The 16,345-nt window shown below is 57.7% G+C and carries 14 protein-coding genes and 2 tRNA genes; 6 read left to right on the top strand and 10 right to left on the bottom strand.

All coding sequences use genetic code 11. From position 1 onward, the window contains the following. Positions 1-22 precede the first annotated feature (22 nt). From LRS06_RS19525 to LRS06_RS19510, 4 genes are all read right to left on the bottom strand, one after another. Positions 23-547 (bottom strand): patatin-like phospholipase family protein, encoded by a 525-nt coding sequence (locus LRS06_RS19525; protein ID WP_257873046.1) that lies wholly within the window; start codon positions 545-547, stop codon positions 23-25. A gap of 20 nt (positions 548-567) precedes the next feature. Continuing rightward, complete coding sequence (locus tag LRS06_RS19520) at positions 568-783, bottom strand: patatin-like phospholipase family protein (RefSeq protein WP_257873045.1); 216 nt, start codon at positions 781-783, stop codon at positions 568-570. Between the two features lie 126 nt (positions 784-909). After that, positions 910-1,758, bottom strand: a complete 849-nt coding sequence (locus tag LRS06_RS19515) for an MBL fold metallo-hydrolase (protein ID WP_257873044.1) — start codon at positions 1,756-1,758, stop codon at positions 910-912. A gap of 91 nt (positions 1,759-1,849) precedes the next feature. Further along, positions 1,850-2,797 carry an acetyl-CoA carboxylase carboxyltransferase subunit alpha gene (locus LRS06_RS19510; protein WP_257873043.1) on the bottom strand — a complete coding sequence of 316 codons (948 nt, stop codon included), beginning with the start codon at positions 2,795-2,797 and terminating at the stop codon, positions 1,850-1,852. A 254-nt stretch (positions 2,798-3,051) separates the two neighbouring features. Between LRS06_RS19510 and LRS06_RS19505 the strand changes: the two genes are divergently transcribed. After that, positions 3,052-3,125 (top strand) — tRNA-Asp (locus LRS06_RS19505). A gap of 516 nt (positions 3,126-3,641) precedes the next feature. On the opposite strand, the gene LRS06_RS19500 is transcribed toward LRS06_RS19505, so the two are convergent. Both LRS06_RS19500 and LRS06_RS19495 read right to left on the bottom strand, forming a co-directional pair. Beyond that, entirely contained in the window at positions 3,642-4,097 is a 456-nt protein-coding gene (locus tag LRS06_RS19500) for a hypothetical protein (RefSeq protein ID WP_257873042.1), read from the bottom strand. 687 nt (positions 4,098-4,784) lie between these two features. After that, positions 4,785-5,984 carry a PAS domain-containing sensor histidine kinase gene (locus LRS06_RS19495; RefSeq protein ID WP_257873041.1) on the bottom strand — a complete coding sequence of 400 codons (1,200 nt, stop codon included), beginning with the start codon at positions 5,982-5,984 and terminating at the stop codon, positions 4,785-4,787. A 174-nt stretch (positions 5,985-6,158) separates the two neighbouring features. Between LRS06_RS19495 and LRS06_RS19490 the strand changes: the two genes are divergently transcribed. Further along, positions 6,159-6,461 carry a hypothetical protein gene (locus LRS06_RS19490; protein WP_257873040.1) on the top strand — a complete coding sequence of 101 codons (303 nt, stop codon included), beginning with the start codon at positions 6,159-6,161 and terminating at the stop codon, positions 6,459-6,461. A gap of 575 nt (positions 6,462-7,036) precedes the next feature. Here the strand turns inward: LRS06_RS19490 and LRS06_RS19485 are convergent. From LRS06_RS19485 to LRS06_RS19475, 3 genes are all read right to left on the bottom strand, one after another. After that, the gene (locus tag LRS06_RS19485; protein ID WP_257873039.1) at positions 7,037-7,327 is read right to left on the bottom strand and encodes a T9SS type A sorting domain-containing protein; all 291 of its coding nucleotides are present in this window, start codon (positions 7,325-7,327) and stop codon (positions 7,037-7,039) included. 422 nt (positions 7,328-7,749) lie between these two features. After that, positions 7,750-9,546 carry a hypothetical protein gene (locus LRS06_RS19480; RefSeq protein ID WP_257873038.1) on the bottom strand — a complete coding sequence of 599 codons (1,797 nt, stop codon included), beginning with the start codon at positions 9,544-9,546 and terminating at the stop codon, positions 7,750-7,752. Between the two features lie 750 nt (positions 9,547-10,296). Further along, complete coding sequence (locus LRS06_RS19475) at positions 10,297-10,680, bottom strand: hypothetical protein (RefSeq protein ID WP_257873037.1); 384 nt, start codon at positions 10,678-10,680, stop codon at positions 10,297-10,299. A gap of 147 nt (positions 10,681-10,827) precedes the next feature. On the opposite strand from LRS06_RS19475, the gene LRS06_RS19470 reads away from it, so the two are divergent. The 4 genes from LRS06_RS19470 to LRS06_RS19455 all read left to right on the top strand — a co-directional run bounded on the left by LRS06_RS19470 (position 10,828) and on the right by LRS06_RS19455 (position 14,611). Next, the gene (locus LRS06_RS19470) at positions 10,828-11,673 is read left to right on the top strand and encodes a chromate resistance protein ChrB domain-containing protein (RefSeq protein ID WP_257873036.1); all 846 of its coding nucleotides are present in this window, start codon (positions 10,828-10,830) and stop codon (positions 11,671-11,673) included. Between the two features lie 96 nt (positions 11,674-11,769). Then, positions 11,770-13,113 (top strand): chromate efflux transporter, encoded by a 1,344-nt coding sequence (gene chrA, locus LRS06_RS19465; protein ID WP_257873035.1) that lies wholly within the window; start codon positions 11,770-11,772, stop codon positions 13,111-13,113. Between the two features lie 328 nt (positions 13,114-13,441). After that, a complete protein-coding gene (locus LRS06_RS19460) occupies positions 13,442-14,203 on the top strand; it encodes an LppY/LpqO family protein (protein ID WP_257873034.1) in 762 nt (253 codons plus the stop codon). Between the two features lie 334 nt (positions 14,204-14,537). Continuing rightward, positions 14,538-14,611: transfer RNA gene (locus tag LRS06_RS19455), tRNA-Asp, on the top strand. Between the two features lie 241 nt (positions 14,612-14,852). Here the strand turns inward: LRS06_RS19455 and LRS06_RS19450 are convergent. Continuing rightward, positions 14,853-16,316: an IS1182 family transposase gene (locus LRS06_RS19450; RefSeq protein WP_257869603.1), complete on the bottom strand. Its 1,464-nt coding sequence runs from the start codon at positions 16,314-16,316 to the stop codon at positions 14,853-14,855. Positions 16,317-16,345: the final 29 nt, after the last annotated feature.

Genomic DNA, 16,345 nt, shown 5'->3' with positions numbered 1-16,345 from the left:
GGAAGCGCCCAACCAGCAGCCTTCAGCTCAGCTGCTGCTCCAGGTCGCGGGCCCGGCTGAGCGTGTAGTGGTACCCAATGTCGAACAGCTCGGGGGCGCGCCGGTAGCTCAGGGCCCGAAACTGCGCCAGCTCCGGCGGCTCTAGCAGGAGATGGCACTGCTGCTTACTAAGCACGGTATTGCCGCCAATGGCCAGGTTCAGGGTGCGCTCAATCAGGCTTTGCAGGGACGTAACCTGAGCCGCACGGTTGGGCGGGTTGCAGTGCACGCCCACCACGCGCAGCCCGGGCCGGGTTAGCAGCGGCTCCACGGGCAGGTTGTTGAGCAGGCCGCCATCCACCAATTGCCGGCCCTGGTACTCTACCGGACGGTACAGAATGGGCACCGCGGAGGAAGCCATGAGCGGCGGCACCAGCGGTCCAGTGGCAAACCACACCGACGTGCCCTCTACCAGGTCGGTAGCCAGCAGCGTAACGGGCAGGCGCAGCTGCTCGAACGTAGCATTGGCGCCCAGGTGCTGCTCAAACAGCGTACCTATGGCCGCCATGTGCAGCAGCCCGTAGCGGCTCAGGGCAATACGCGTGAGGCGGGTGAGGTTGACGTCCTGCAGCAGCCGCAGAATGTCCCGGGGGGAAAGCCCGCCGCGTAAAACACCGCCGCAATGCCGCCCGACGACACGCCTGCCAGCGCCCCAATGGGCACTTGCAGCTCATCCAGCGCGGCCAGCACGCCCAAGTGCGCAATGCCCCGGGCGCCCCCGCCGGAAAGTGCCAGTCCTAGCATGTGGTAAAGGGGTTAGTGTGCTGCGCTTCGCTAATGCGGAAAATGTGCTAACGTGCTAATACGAGGAAGTGCCATTACGAGCATGTGGTGCATCAGCACATCAGCACATCAGCACATCAGCACATTCTACAACTCCGCTAGGGTGAACGTTTCAGCGAGGCGCACGCCTTTTTCGGTGTGCTGCACGGTGCAGCAGGCGGCGGTGGGGTCGTGTTCCAGCAGCAGCACCCAGTTTTCGTCGGCGGCGCGGCGCAGCACCTGCTCCTTTTCGGCCAGGGTTTGCAGAGGGCGCATGTCGTAGCTCATCACGTAGGGAAGCGGAATGTGCCCCGTGCTGGGCAGCAGATCGGCCATGAACGCCAGTGTGCGGCCTTTGTAGTCCAGCACCGGCACCATCATCTTCTCGGTGTGGCCATCGGCAAAGATGATTTCCCGGAGCATCGGCAGTTCCGCCGGTACCCCGGCAGCAGCGTCGACAAAGCGCAGGTGGCCGCTTTCCTGAATGGGCAGGATGTTTTCGCGCAGAAAGCTGGCTTTTTCGCGCGGGTTAGGCGTCACGGCCCAGTCCCAGTGCGCCTGGTTGCTCCAGTACGTAGCGTTGGGGAAGGCCAGGTCCAGCTTGCCATTGGGCTGGCGCACTACCGAGCCGCCGCAGTGGTCGAAGTGCAGGTGGGTCAGGAATACGTCGGTGATATCGGAGGACGTGAAGCCGAGCTTGCGCAGGGACTTTTCCAGCGTGTCGTCGCCGTGGAGGTAGAAGTGGCCCCGGAACTTCTGGTCCTGCTTGTCGCCGATGCCATTATCGACCAGCACCAGCCGGCCCGCGTCTTCAATCAGCAGGCAGCGCATGGCCCAGGTACACATATTGTTCGAGTCGGCAGGGTTGAGCTTCTGCCACATGCTTTTGGGCACCACGCCAAACATGGCGCCGCCATCCAGCTTAAACAGCCCGGTATCGAGGGTATGAACGTGCATAAGTCAGTTATAATGAAAAAGAGGGATGAAGAATTGACGTTGGCCTGTTTCTTCATTCCCTCCTTATTCAATTCTTTATTCAAACTCAACCTTATCCTACCACCACGCCCATGGCCGAGAACTTGTCGATGCGCTGGCTGATGCGCTCCTCGGCGGGTAAGACCTCCAGCTCGTCGAGGGTTTTGAGGATGGTTTTCTTTAGCGTCTTGATCATGGTGGCCGCGTCGGTGTGGGCGCCGCCAAGGGGTTCCTTCACGATGCCATCTACGAGGCCGGCCTTGAGCATATCATTGGCGGTGGGCTTCATGGCTTCCGCCGCCTGCTCTTTGTAATCCCAGGAACGCCACAGAATAGTGGAGCAGTTTTCCGGAGAAATAACGGAGTACCAGGTGTTTTCCAGCATCAGCACCCGGTCGCCGATACCAATGCCTAAGGCCCCGCCCGAGGCACCTTCGCCAATGATGATGCATATAACGGGCACCTTGAGCAGGAACATTTCCTTGAGGTTGCGGGCAATGGCTTCGCCCTGCCCCCGCTCCTCGGCCTCCAGGCCCGGAAAGGCGCCGGGCGTATCAATGAGCGTGATGATGGGCTTGCCAAACTTCTCGGCCAGCTTCATCAGGCGCAGCGCTTTGCGGTAGCCCTCGGGGTTGGGCATACCAAAGCGGCGCAGCTGGCGCTGCTTGGTATTACGGCCCTTCTGCTGCCCGATAATCATGACGGAGCGCCCCCCCATTTCGGCAAAGCCGCCTACCATGGCCTGATCATCGGCCACGGTTCGGTCGCCGTGCAGCTCAATGAACTTATCGGTCATGCCCTCAATGTAGTCGAGGGTGTAGGGCCGCTCGGGGTGGCGCGAGAGTTGCACGCGCTGCCAGCGGGTAAGGTTCTGGTAGGTTTCCTTTTTGAGGGCTTTGATCTTGGCTTCGAGGGCCGCTACGGCTTCCGAGACGTCCACCTGGCTGTCGAGGGCCAGTTGTTGCATTTCACGGAGCTTGCCTTCGAGAGCGGCAATTGGTTGTTCAAAATCGAGGAGCATTGCCACGGCAGGATGCGAGAGAAGTTGCGGGGTGAGAGAAGAAAGCAAAGGTAAGTGAAGGCGCGCTTACGGCGCACGGCCCGCCCCTATCGTTTTTCAGAGAAAATTTTCTCCCTGATAAACAGCCGCTACCGCCGCTGCCGGAAAGTATTTTGCCGTTTTTACTGCTCAATAGTTGCGTCGTGCACTTCCGTCTTCTACTTTTGCACCACTTCACCGGAAAGCAGCTGGCTTTTCGCAGTGCGGTCTACCCTGGTTCGGTAGTTCAGTCGGTTAGAATGCCGCCCTGTCACGGCGGAGGTCGCGGGTTCGAGTCCCGTCCGGACCGCTAAGCAAAAAGCCCTAGTATCAGCTGATACTAGGGCTTTTTGCTTTCGGGTAGCGCTATTGCATTTCCAGCAAGTCGAAGTACCAGCATTATGCAGCTAAACAGAGAATTAGTAATCCAATTACTATTAATCGCGCTCCTTATATCTGTACCATTCTGGCCAACCCTTTGGGTATTCATACTCTTCACAAAGATTACGGGTATTTATACATCAGGTAAGGCAGAAGCCATAACCAATGTAGTTTATGCGATTATTGTGAACCTCACAGCGTTAAACAGGGTCACTATGCCCTTATTTCGAGTTAAAGGCAAGATGCTGTTGTTTAAGATTTTAATGATTATTCTCCATACTTTATCCATAATTTTCATTTTGTTTTCCTTGCTTCTCCTTCCTCTGGCATTCAATAAAACAACGTATTTCTAATCAATAGTTATGAGGTTGTTCGTAGCTGCCGTTTGATTAGTAAAAACCTGTCCGTACAAGGTTGTAAATTTTCCGATAAGGACTCGTGACGTTTAGATAGGAATTTTCAACTGTTCATCCATAAACTCGGGTTTACTCTCTGGCCCGGGGAACAAGTTGTTCGCTAAACCATAAATCACTAAGAAAGTATACGGCCCATAAAGCCACATGAGCGAGCTTCGTAATAAGGCATTGCGCGAGCGGTTGATATAATACCAGCAGATCAAAGCCAGCAATGGAAGAAACCAAAGCATCCACGCCCATGTGTCTTCCCCTCGGTATATAGGCTCATAGGTGCTTGGATCCATGCTGGCCAAGCTGGACGGTAATTCCTCGGAGCCGACTATTTCTTTCTGCTGCCAAGCGTCAAGCCGCGATGTGCGGGCGCACAATAGGACGAGGGCATAAAATATCCCCACTATCAGTAGAGAAACACTCCGCGTCCAAGTTCCCTCGGGGAGTACGGCCAATCCCAAGCATACGAGCGCAAAAACAAGAAAATAGAACATAGGCTGGTGAGTAGTATGTGAAACGCGGTTTGCAAAATTAAGGGGCCTGCTTTAAGACATAAGACATAAGCAGAAGTGGGGCTATTCTAATCAAAGTTTGTCTACCCAATCAATTTCCATCCAAAAACGACCGTTTTATGAACACGTAAAACAGTGATGCATTATAAATGCTAGAAATATTTTTTTTGATGCTAGCACGACGCTAGTCGCATATAGCATCACAGTCGGCATTTTTACTACTGTCATGCACCATGCCGGAGACGTTTTCGAAGTAGTAGCTTTTTCTGTAAACCAATTTGCTCAAGCAATGAAGGCAGAGCGCGGCTCTTTCTGCCGTTGGCCTAGCCTGGTGTCCCAATAGGGTCCCAAAGCACAGGCCGAAGAACCAATACAGCAATTTTGCAGCATTGCATTACTGACAGAAGACCAAAAGTGCGTCGAGGAAAGTATCAAGATGCACTTTGGCCCAATTCTGTCCCAACAATCGTGAAACACGCTAATAATCATATCATTGCCGGTGTCCCGTCCGGACCGCTAAGCAAAAAGCCCTAGTATCAGCTGATACTAGGGCTTTTTACTTTCGGGTAGCAATAGAGGCTGGTGAAGCTTAAACCACCGTTTCGCTGAATAGAAGCCTTCCCGATAACAAGGGCTCGGCCGCCTTCGTCATAATCGAGCCAATCTTCTTTAGTGCAGCTCCACGAAAAAACAGGCTCCAGCGCCCTCCTGGCTTTCTACCCAGATTTTACCGCGGTGCTGCTGCACAATCTGCTTGGTAATGAACAAGCCCAGGCCTGTGCTCGCCTCACCGTCCACCCCCTCTCGGGCCGCTGCGCTGAACTTCTCGAATAAGCTGGGCTGCAGCGTCTCCGGGATGCCAATGCCCGTGTCGCGCACCGACAGCAATACGCGATTTTCATGTTCCCGCAGCCTCACCGTCACCTGGCCCCCGGTTGGGGTAAACTTGAGTGCGTTGCTGACCAGGTTGTCCACCGCTCGCTTAAAGCTGTCGGCGTTCAGGTTCGCGTATAGGGCTTGCGGCGGTACGTCCAGCGACAGGGTAAGGCCTTTTGCCTGCGCGACTAATTGGTGAGTCGCTAGCCACTCCACCAGCAAGGTACTCAGGTCGGTAAACTGTTTTTTCACGTCGCGGGCATCGAGCGACCCCAGCAGCAGTACGTCCCGAAGCAGCTTGTTGACGTCCGTGCAAGCTTGGCGGATAAGGGCTAGATAATAGTTCGTATCCACCATGTCATCCGTGGCCGACGCCTGCGCGTCCTGTTGGCGCTTCAACAAGTCGGTGAGCAATTGAATGTGGGCAATGGGCGTCTTAACATCGTGGCTAACAAGGTGCACGATAGTTTCCTGCGCATCATAGAGCCGTTTTAACGACAATTCCAGTGCTCTGCGGTCACTGATATCTTCCAATTGCGTGAAGCCCAACTCTTCGCCGTTGCCGGGAAAGCGCATTGAGGTGACCTGGCACCAGAAAGAGGAACCGTCGCAGCGCATTAGACAAGTTTCCAGGGAGAAATGGGGTAGCTTGTGGTTCCACAGCCGCTCCTGTAAATAATGCCAGTCGGCTTGATGATCGGGGTGGGCAAACTCCTGGATTTGGTGGCCCACAACGTCTTCCTCGCTGGTACAGCCCAGCATGTCTATGACGGCTTGGTTGGCCTGTCGGATGATTAGGTCTGAGGTGATGATTTTCTGCCCGAACGGGGAGTTTTCAAAAACCGTCCGAAACCGTGCTTGGCTTTCTGAGTAGCGGTCAACCAGCACTTGATGCTCTGCCTTATCGATGCGCTCAGACCGCATACACTCAAGCTCTGCTTGTGCCGAACGCAGCTCCTGCTGCAGGGAATCGTACTCTTCTGGGGATATCATAATGGAGTAAAGGCGCCGAGCAGAGAAGCGAGACGGGGCAAAGTACAGAATGTTGGCGCTACAGGCGCTACCAAGGCACGATATACCTTTGTGGCTATCGTCTAGCTAGACCAAGAACGCATGCTTACCGCTAGCTATATCAGTTTAATAAGTAGCGTCCTCGTATAAGAAGCCATGCTCAATAGCAGTAATGACGAAGTCACCAAGAAAATTACCACAGCCACGGTATTGTATTATCAACAACTTGACCATACCCCTCCCACGGCGCTCGAACTGGTTGAATGGCTAGAGCAGTTGCTACCCCGCGTGCAAAGCCACCTATTGAGTTTGGGACTACGGCAGTGCCTGTCCTTACCGAGTTTCATGCGTTCTGTGTTAGCGAAACGCGGCTTCTCCATGATTGCCTTTATGGAAGCCAACCTGCTGGAGCCTGAATTTGCGGTCTGGATGCAGCAGGAAAGCAACCTACATAAGTAAGGTGGCCTCGGTCCCGCTGTGGGTAATTATGTACTCTTTATCAAATATGCGGTTGAACTTACTGGGAGCATCGCTCAATTAAAGGGTGATTCAAGTAGCCGCTTTTTTCGAACAAGACATATTTACACTGCACAAATGCTAGAAATATTTTTTTTGGTTCTAGCATTATGCTACTCATATGTAGCACCACAGCCGGCATTTTTGCCACTGTCATGCACCAAGCCGGAGTCGCTTTTGAAGTACTAGGTTCTTCTGCAAACCACTTTGCTCAAGCAATGAAGGCAGAGCGCGGCTCTTTCTGCCGTTGGCTTAGCCTGGTGTCCCAATCTGGTCCCAAAGCACAGGCCGAAGAATCAATGCAGCAATTTTGCAGCATGGCATTGCTGACAGAAGACCAAACGTGCGTCGAGGAAAGTATCAAGATGCACTTTGGCCCAATTCTGTCCCAACAATCGTGAAACACGCTAATAATCATATCGTTGCCGGTGTCCCGTCCGGACCGCTAAACAAAAAGCCCCCGCATCAATTGATGCGGGGGCTTTTTGTGTTTTTAGCTGGTTAGAAAGTTTTGAGGCTTATTCTACCACCAGGCGCCGGGTAGCCGGGCCGCAGCGTACGATGTACACCCCGGGCTTGAGGCTCGGGGGCAACTGCACCTGCGCGCTGCCACGTGGGGCCGGCAAGGTCAGGGCCAACCGGCCCAAGGCATCATAGAACTGCAAGGGCTGCCCGGCAGGAAGGCCCGCTACCTGCACCACGCGCTGGGCGGGGTTAGGCCAGAGTTGCATGCTGGTGCTTGGCGTACGACTATCGGGCTCGACGGCCAGTGGTATGCCGCTCAAGTCCAAGATGCCAAAGTTATTCATGGCTAAGGTCCCGTTCTTCGTCGCTGCCTGAGTGAACTCCCCGCCAATATACAGGTGCGTACTTGTGCTCGTTATAGTCGTTACAGCACCCGCGATGCCATAGGCGACGGGGTGCCAGGATTTGCCGTCCCAGCGAGCAAGTCCGTTTGTGTATGCTTGCCCGGCTCCTCCTTGAAAGGTGCCCCCGACAAAGAGTTGCTTCCCTACCACATGAAACGTAATTGCTGCCTGCCCTATACTGGGTGAACTCACGGCTTGCCAGTTCGTGCCATTCCACTTGGCGAGCCCCGCTGTATTGGCTACACCGCCCGCCTTCGTGAAAAACCCGCCCACATACACATCGTTGTCAATGCTTGCTAAAGCATTTACCCGCTTATCAACCCCGCTTCCCAAGGGCTGCCAAGTTGTTCCATCGAAGTAGGCTACATAGTCGGCGTCCTTGTCCCCCAAATCCTTAAAATCCCCCCTATGTACAACTTATCTCCATGCATCTTTATAGCCCAAACATCCGAGTTCGGCTGATGGTCGGTAGTTGGCAATTTCCGGCCAATACTATTCCACTCTTGACCATCCCAGCGCGCAATGTTATAAGAACGAATAGGGGACGAGTCGACAACAAAATCCCCTCCGACATAGATATCTGTCCCATAGGCGTAGAGCGTATTGACGTATCCGCCCAACTTGGCTCCGGTAACGGAGACAACTTCATGCCATTTCTGGCCATCCCACCGGGCAAGACCCCGTGTAGGCTTCGTGAAGTCGCCACCCACATACAGGTCACTGCCAACGACAAGGAGAGTGAGAATTGCATCATCCGTAACAGCAAAGTTCTCCGGGTCATTGCCCAGCGACTGCCACGCGTTTCCATCCCATTTGGCAATACAGTTGGCCGCCGGATTCCCGCCGGCCGCCAGGAAGCGCCCCGCCACATACACGTCCTTGCCCAAGATGGCAATGGCATGGACATCATCACTCAATCCATTCCCGACTCCACGCCAGTCACTACCCGTCCAGCGGGCAAAGTTCATTGTGTTCCAGGTCTGGGATGCACTTCTGAATTCTCCGCCAGCATAAACGTCTGTGCCTTGGGCGGCCAGCGCGTAGACTCGATAAGAAGTTCCTTCGCCCACCGGCTCCCAGGTTGTGCCGTCCCACTGCATGATGTAGGCTTTCGGGGGACTATAGAACTCCCCGCCCACAAACAGCTTCGTGCCGCTGAAGGCAAGAGCGCGTACCGGGGCAATGGCGCCATCACCCAGGGCCTGGTAGGCCGTGCCGTCCCAACGCACGATATAATTGGCCCGGAAGTCGCCGCCGGCCTGGCGGAAGGTGCCGCCCACGTACAGGTCGGTGCCCGAGGCGGTCAGCGCATACACCCACGAGCTCAGGGGCTTGCCCACCTGGTTCCATTTCTGCCCGTCCCAGCGCACCAGGTAGTCGGCATTGGCGTTGGCGCCCACGTTCTCAAACCGCCCGCCCGCGTATAGGTCCGTGCCGACAACGGCCAGGGCAAAGACGTCACTGGGCAAGCCCGTGCCCAGCGCATGCCAGCTCGCCCCGTCCCAGCGGGCAATGTTCTTGGCCTCGATCAGGCCCCCGGCCGAGTTGAAGGTGCCGCCCACGTACAGGTCGGTGCCCCGCACGGCCAGCGCATTGACGCCGCCCGAAACCCCCGTGCCCAGCGCCTGCCACTTGGTGCCATCCCATTTGGCCACACGGGAACTACTGGCCGCGCCGGCCGCATTGGTAAAGTCGCCCCCCACATACACGTCGGTGCCCATCAGGGCAATAGCTTCGACGGTCTCGTTGAGCCCGTCGCCCAGGTTCAGCCAGCGGCTGCCATCCCAAAGGGCAATATGGTCGGCGTTCAGGTTGCCGCCCGCATCCGTAAAATCACCGCCTACATAGACATCGGTGCCGGAAACGGTGATGGCGCGCACAATGCCATTGAGGCCGGGCGCACTGAAGCGCGGGTCCCAGCCCGCGGTTTCTTCGTCGGCGCCGGCTTTCTGAAACTTAGGCTGCCCTTGGGCGCCGTAGCGGAGCTGGTAGCCCTTGGCATCGAAGGAGCCCGACGTGCCGGGCTGCAGGGAGCCATCGGGGCGCAAGACCTCCGAGACGGAGCGGGTGGTGACGGGGGCCGGCGCGTTCTGGCCGAATACCAGAATCGGGAAGCAGGCGAGCCAGCAGCTCACCAGGGCGTATAAGGGTTTTTGCATAGTTGCAGGAAAGAAGGGGAAAGGCGTGGCCCGATAGACTGCCGGCGGAGGGAAATCGTTCCGCCAACGGGGAAGAAGCTACTAAGATACAGCCTGCTAGCGTAGGGCGGCCTTTGTTGATAAACGCTATTTACACTGCTTTAATGCTAGAAATATTTTTTTTGATGCTAGCAGGACGCTAGTTGCATGTAGCGCCACAGCCGGCATTTTTACCACTGTCATGCACCACGCCGGAAACGCTTTCGAAGCAGCAGCCTTTTCTGTACACCACTTTGCTCAAGCATTGAGGGCAAAGCGTGGCTCCTCCTGCCGTTGGCTTAGCCTGGTGTCCCAATCTGGTCCCAAAGCACAGGCGGAAGAGTCGATGCAGCAATTTTGCAGCATTGCATTACTGACAGAAGACCAAACGTGCGTCGAGGAAAGTATCAAGAAGCACTTTGGCCCAATTCTGTCCCAACAATCGTGAAACACGCTAATAATCATATTGTTGCCGGTGTCCCGTCCGGACCGCAAAAAGCCCCTGCATCAACTGATGCAGGGGCTTTTTCATTTCTAGGTGGCAATAGAGGCTGTAGACGCTTAAACCACCGTGGCTGTTGCAGAAGTCACGGGGTAGCATAATAACCGTATATGCAAACGCCCAGGAGACTATGAAAGCCTCTTTAGGAGTCTTTGAAGCTTGGTTCAGCTCGCAGAAGCCTCACTCAACAGCCCTGCAGCAAGAGTTCTGCAATAGCCACGAGCATTATCCTAATAACGTCCACTCCACGAAAACTGCGGCCCGTAATAGAACACGCCTTTGGCGTTGAGCCGCGAGTCGGGTGCGTCGGCTGGCTTTTGTTGCAATAGTTGGCTGATTTCCTCATGTCGGGCCCGGTCTTGTGGGAGGAGCGGACGCGTTGCTTCAGTCGTAGCCCCGGTGCGAAAGGTCTCTCGCCACCTCTCCTCTAGGGCTAGCATCTCTTGAGCAAGGCAGCACGCGTCAGCGTCTAGCGGCGTGAGCCAGTAGTGCGCCTGCCACTCCGCGGCAATTTCCTGCCAGTGGCGCCAGTGGCATTCGTAGTAGTGCAGCTGGCCCTGAAAATTGGCCAAGCCTTCCAGGGGCCCGTCGTACCAGTGGTCGATGGTGAACACGATATCACGTGGTATCTCCTTCATCGGGCGGCGGCAATGGGCTGGGCGGATAGAGTAGACATTGCAGTTTAAGTAACTGGTAATTTCACCCTAATGGGGGTATTTTGCGGTGCTGGGTTCGATACCTTGTAATCTTCCTACCTACTTATGCAGTGGATTACCCGCGAACGTCCTAAAATAGACCGTTTGGCCTGTCCGTGGCTGATTCTGCGCTTCATCGATGTCCACGCCGAAATCCTGTACGTACCCGCCGATGATGTGGTGCCCACGGCCCAACGGCTTGGCGCAACGCCATTTGACGTGCCCGACGTGGAGTTCTCCCACCACGGCGCGGACTGCACCTTCGATTATTTCCTTAAAAAGTACGGCTTGACCGACCCGGCCCTGCTGGCACTGGCGCCCATCGTGCGTGGGGCCGACACCGACAACCACGCCCTGGCCCAGCAAGCCGCCGGGCTGTGGGCTATTTCGGCCGGGCTGGCCCACAACATCCCGGATGATCAGGCGCTGCTGCAACAGGGTCTGGTGCTTTACGATGCGTTGTACAGCTGGGCCCGGCACCTTCAGGATCAGCGGCATACCCAGCCGCCCGAAGAGCAGCTGCTGGTGCAGGTATACACCGCCTACCTGGCGCGGACGAAAAACCAACGCCCTGCCCCGCCGGCGTGGACGGCCCAGCTGCGGGCGCTGATTCAGGACCACCTGGATACGAACCTGAGCTTGCGGCTGACCGAAGCGGCCGGCACGGTGCAGGTGAACCCCACGTACCTCTCGCGGGAGTTTGCCCGGTACTTCGACAACCTCTCGTTTGGCGAGTACGTCCGGAAGCTGCGCATCGAGAAGGCCCGGCAGTTGCTGGATACCACGGCCTATCCGCTGGCGGAAGTAGCCTACCTGACCGGCTTTTCCGACCAGAGCCACTTCACCCGCATTTTCAAGCAGCACACCGGCCAGAGTCCCGCGGCCTACCGCAAAAAACGCGGTACCACGTAAAGATTATCCCAGGGGAAAAGGACGTTCTATTTTGTTTTGTCGGCGGTGTGTACCATTGCAGCCACGTGCTGGGCCCTAACGGCGCAGTTCCACCTCATGACCCAAACGACCCTTACGACGGTTTCCAAGCCCACCTTTTCCGAGGCCCTGCGCTTCTGGCTGAAGCTGGGCTTCATCAGCTTCGGCGGCCCGGCGGGCCAGATTGCCATTATGCACACGGTGCTGGTGGAGCAGAAGCGCTGGATTTCGGACGCCAAGTTTCTGCACGCGCTCAACTACTGCATGCTGCTACCCGGGCCCGAGGCGCAGCAGCTGGCCACCTACATCGGCTGGCTGCTACACGGCACCCGGGGCGGGCTGGTGGCGGGCATCCTGTTCGTGCTGCCATCGGTGTTCATTCTGCTGGCGCTGAGCTTGCTGTACGCGACAGTGGGTACGCTGCCGGCACTACAGGGCGTGTTTGTGGGCCTGAAGCCGGCGGTGGTGGCCATCATCCTGCTGGCCCTGGTCAAGATTGGGCAGAAATCCTTGCTCAGCCCGTTGCACTACGCCGTGGCGGTGGCCAGCTTCGTAGGTATCTTTTGGCTGAACGTGCCCTTTCCGCTGCTCATACTCGGGGCGGCCGCAGTAGCGCTGGTGGCGCGGCGGTTCTTTCCGGCGCCGGCAGCTACGGCAGCCACGCAGGCACGGGCCGCGCAGGCAGAGGAAGGCTACTTTCTAACCTCGCAGACGGTGGTGCCGGGCACCGGCTTTTCGGGGCCGCGCTTGGTGCGGCAGGTGGTGGCGGCGGGAGGGTTATGGGTACTGCCGCTGGTATTGTTTTGGTTTTTAACGCCGGATTTCGGCTTCTGGCGGGGCCTGAGTGTGTTCTTCACCCAGGCAGCGCTGGTGACCTTCGGCGGGGCGTACGCCGTGCTGCCCTACGTGGCGCAGGTGAGCGTAGCCAAGCTGCACTGGCTCACGCAGGGGCAGATGCTCGACGGCCTGGCCCTGGGCGAAACCACGCCGGGGCCGCTGATTATGGTACTGGCCTTTGTGGGCTTCATGGGCGGCTACACGCACTTTGGCGGCTCGCTGGCAATGGGCGCGGTGGGGCTGCTGACGACCACGTACTACACCTTTCTGCCGTGCTTCGTCTTTATTCTGGTGGGGGCGCCGCTGATTGAGCGCACGCAGCACAATGCCTCGCTGAAAGCCGTGCTGAGCATCATTACGGCGGCCGTGGTGGGCGTGGTGCTCAACCTGGCGGTATACCTGGGACGGGCGGTTCTCTTTCCCACGGAGCACTTGAGTGTAGCGCACCTGCACGGGCCGAGCCTGGTTTGGCTGCTGGTTTCGTTGGTGGCGCTCTACCGTTTCAAGGTGAGCATGATACGCTGGATAGGGGTTAGTGCGGGAGCCGGTTTGCTGTATTACCTGCTGGCGGCCGCCGAAGGGTGATTTTTACTGTTCGATGCGCCACCCTCTTTTTCATCCGCTCTGATGACTAATTCCCGCTTTTCCCGCCGCAACTGGCTGAAGACGGCTGCGCTGGCCTCTACCCCCGTCTAATCGGCGCGATGCCCGCTGGGGCAGGACCCGCTGCTCCTGCTGCAGGCAAAACGCCCGCCCTGACGGCAGCAGAAATTACGGCCATTGAAGCGGCTCTGGGCAAGAAGGGTACGTACGTCGAGACGCAGGCCACGCACACCACATCATTACCGCGCAACGATTTGAAGGTGAGCATCAAAGGCGAACCGGTGCCCATTTCATTCGGCTTCGGGGCTGGGTGGCCATCAAGCATACGCTCAATGGAAAGTCGGCCATGCTTATGAGCGACACCGTGCTGCTGCAGGAAGAAGTCAACCCGTTGATATCGGCCGCCCTGGCCCAGGGCCTGGAAATCGGAGCCGTGCACAATCACTTCTTTTACGAAGAGCCCCGCATCTTCTACATGCACATCCACGGTCTGGGCACCCCGGCGGAGTTGGCCACAAAGTTTGCCGCGGCCCTGAAGGATTCCAAGCTGCTGCCGGCCAACCAACCCAAGCTGGGAGCCAGCGCCACGCCCGTGCAACCCGGCAACAACGCCACACCGGGCGCCGGGCCGCCCACGGGCAAAGAGCTATTTGACCTGCCCGCGCTGGATGCGGTGGTGAAGTACAAGGGCACCGTCAACGGACCGACCTACAAGTACACGGTGGGCCGCGACGACCTGCACCCGATGATGATGGGCACCGAAATGACCGCCGCCATCGGCTTAAACTCGTGGGCTGCCTTTGCCGGCAAGCAGGACGACGCACACATCGCCGGCGACATTGCCATGCTGGAACACGAAGTGAATCCCGTGATTAAGACCCTGCGGGCGAATAACCTGGAAGTCGTGGCCGTGCATAACCATATGCTCTTCGACCAGCCCCGCATGATGTTTCTGCACTACTACGGTCGGGGACCAGCGGCACAGCTGGCCGCGGGGTTTCGGGCGGCTCTGGACCAACTGGGGAAAGGCAAAGCGCAAGGTATGCGGGGCATGGAAGGCATGAGGCACTAACCCTGCACGTCTATTATAACTGGTGATTCAAGTAAATACCCTTTTCGATAAAGTCTGTTCACGCTGCATTAATGCTAAACCAACGAGCCTTGCGCCTTGCGAGTCGGCCTACCAGCTAACATCTGCCCCACCGCAGCACACGCCCGACCGTCGCTGCGTGCCGTACCACAAAAAATAATTGCACGGCTATTTGCTTTACATCCAAGCGGCTAGCCCGAAAATCGGGCTTTTTACGTAGTTAGGACGGTTTTCCGTGTTTGGAAATCAAAAACTACCTTTACCTTTGCACCACTTCACCGGAAAGCAGCTGGCTTTTCGCAGTGCAGTCTACCCTGGTTCGGTAGTTCAGTCGGTTAGAATGCCGCCCTGTCACGGCGGAGGTCGCGGGTTCGAGTCCCGTCCGGACCGCAAAAAGCCCCTGCATCAACTGATGCAGGGGCTTTTTCATTTCTAGGTGGCGGATTAGGTGGCACTGCTACCCGTAACAGTACCTTGGGCGAGTGCAATGGACCTGCTTGAAGCACATCCGAAAGGCTTAACTTGCTTAAACCACCGTGGCTGTTGCAGAACTCGTTTCGTTCGGCTCTTTTTCCAGCCCGTTACTGTGCGAGTTTCCATCTGTGCGTCAAGGTCGGGCAGTTGAGCTATACTAGCGCCTGGCAGCGGCCAGTAATGGCTGTGGCAGGGCCATGGTCAGGCTCACTTGCCGGTTGGGCCGGTACTTAAGCAGCTTTTTCAGGTTGTAGGCTACGGCCGTGAGCAGCATCGTCTTGTGGGCTCCGGCCTGGCCGCGCACGTTCATCCGGCGTAGGCCGTAGTGATGGAGCAGATTCCCGAAGACGGGCTCCACCGTGCCCTGGCGCACCCGGCGCATGTGTTGGCCCCGGCGGCTTTGCTGGCGCTGCCAGGCCCGGCGGTACGGCTCGTCGTAGAGCGTGCGGGTGAGCTGCTTGCGCTTGGCCCCGGGCACGCAGGTGGGCTTGAGCGGGCACTGCTGGCAGTCCGAGCAGGTGGCCCAGTAGATCTTCAGCCCGGTGCCGTCAGCCGAGGTGTCGTACTTACGAAACGAGAGGACCTTGCCGGCGGCACAGGTGTAGTCATCGGTTGAGGCCCGGTAGGTAAAGCCCTCGATAGCGGCCTTATAGCGGCCAAAAACCGGGATCCAGGCCGTCACCTGCTGGGCTTCGAGCAGGGCGTAGTTGGTGCCGTTGGCGTAGCCCGCATCGGCCAGCAGCTCCTGCATGCGCAGCTGCTGGGACCGTAACCGTTGCTGCAGGCCGGTGAGTAAGCGGGGTAGGTGCAGGCTGTCGCGACTATCGGCGAAATCGGCCTGCACGTGGCTGATCACGCCCTTAGCCGTGTCCACGGCCAGGCTGCAGAGGTAGTTCAGGGCCCGGGCTTTGCCGGGCTTGATGGAGATGCGCGCGTCGGGGTCGGTGGGGCTGTAGTGGGTCTTGTTGCTGAGCAAGCGGGCTTTTTCGTGCTGCGCGCCGGGTACGCTGGAGTGGGTGGCGAGCCGGGCCTGGTGAGCGGCCAGGTTGCGCAGCTGGTGGGCCGGAGCCGTCACCACGGACGCAGCCGGCGCGGTAGCCGCCTCGTCCGTGGCCAGAAAGGGACTTTTGACACCCGTTGTCCTCTTTTCCAGCACCGTTTCCAAGGAAGCATTGGCCTTGACGGGCGCCGAGTCGACGGCCTGCGTGTCGCCGGCGACCAGGCCCCGGGCCACGCACTGGGCAAAGACGTGGTCGAACAGGCGCTCGAAGACCGCGGCCGGAAAGAGCTGCCGCGTGCGGCTCACCGTGGAATGCCAGGGCAATTCCTCGTCCACCTCGTAGCCCAGAAACAACAAGATGTCGAGCCGCAGGGCGCAGTGTTCGACCAGGCGGCGGTCGCTGACCAGGTTTTCCAGCCGGCCCACCAGCACGAGCTTGAAGAACACGACCGGGTCCAAAGAGGGCTGGCCTGTGTGGCTGTACAGCGTCCGGGTCTCGTCGTAGAGAAACGACCAGTCGACGAGCTCGGCCAGCCGGCGGTACAGATTATGGCGCGGCACCCGCTCACTGAGCCGAAAGTGGGTCACCTCTTTGTCGAGAAACGGCTTCTTGCCTTGCATCTTCCCTGTACGAACCCGGGTTCTGCAAC

The organism is Hymenobacter sp. J193, from assembly GCF_024700075.1.
Lineage (GTDB): Bacteria > Bacteroidota > Bacteroidia > Cytophagales > Hymenobacteraceae > Hymenobacter.
This window is presented reverse-complemented; position numbering and strand designations above follow the sequence as displayed.

Coding starts and splice junctions, on each gene's coding strand:
- LRS06_RS19525 (WP_257873046.1), bottom strand. CDS start 547: ATGGCGGCCATAGGTACGCTGTTTGAGCAGCACCTGGGCGCCAATGCT.
- LRS06_RS19520 (WP_257873045.1), bottom strand. CDS start 783: ATGCTAGGACTGGCACTTTCCGGCGGGGGCGCCCGGGGCATTGCGCAC.
- LRS06_RS19515 (WP_257873044.1), bottom strand. CDS start 1,758: ATGCACGTTCATACCCTCGATACCGGGCTGTTTAAGCTGGATGGCGGC.
- LRS06_RS19510 (WP_257873043.1), bottom strand. CDS start 2,797: ATGCTCCTCGATTTTGAACAACCAATTGCCGCTCTCGAAGGCAAGCTC.
- LRS06_RS19500 (WP_257873042.1), bottom strand. CDS start 4,097: ATGTTCTATTTTCTTGTTTTTGCGCTCGTATGCTTGGGATTGGCCGTA.
- LRS06_RS19495 (WP_257873041.1), bottom strand. CDS start 5,984: ATGATATCCCCAGAAGAGTACGATTCCCTGCAGCAGGAGCTGCGTTCG.
- LRS06_RS19490 (WP_257873040.1), top strand. CDS start 6,159: ATGCTCAATAGCAGTAATGACGAAGTCACCAAGAAAATTACCACAGCC.
- LRS06_RS19485 (WP_257873039.1), bottom strand. CDS start 7,327: ATGAATAACTTTGGCATCTTGGACTTGAGCGGCATACCACTGGCCGTC.
- LRS06_RS19480 (WP_257873038.1), bottom strand. CDS start 9,546: ATGCAAAAACCCTTATACGCCCTGGTGAGCTGCTGGCTCGCCTGCTTC.
- LRS06_RS19470 (WP_257873036.1), top strand. CDS start 10,828: ATGCAGTGGATTACCCGCGAACGTCCTAAAATAGACCGTTTGGCCTGT.
- chrA (WP_257873035.1), top strand. CDS start 11,770: ATGACCCAAACGACCCTTACGACGGTTTCCAAGCCCACCTTTTCCGAG.
- LRS06_RS19450 (WP_257869603.1), bottom strand. CDS start 16,316: ATGCAAGGCAAGAAGCCGTTTCTCGACAAAGAGGTGACCCACTTTCGG.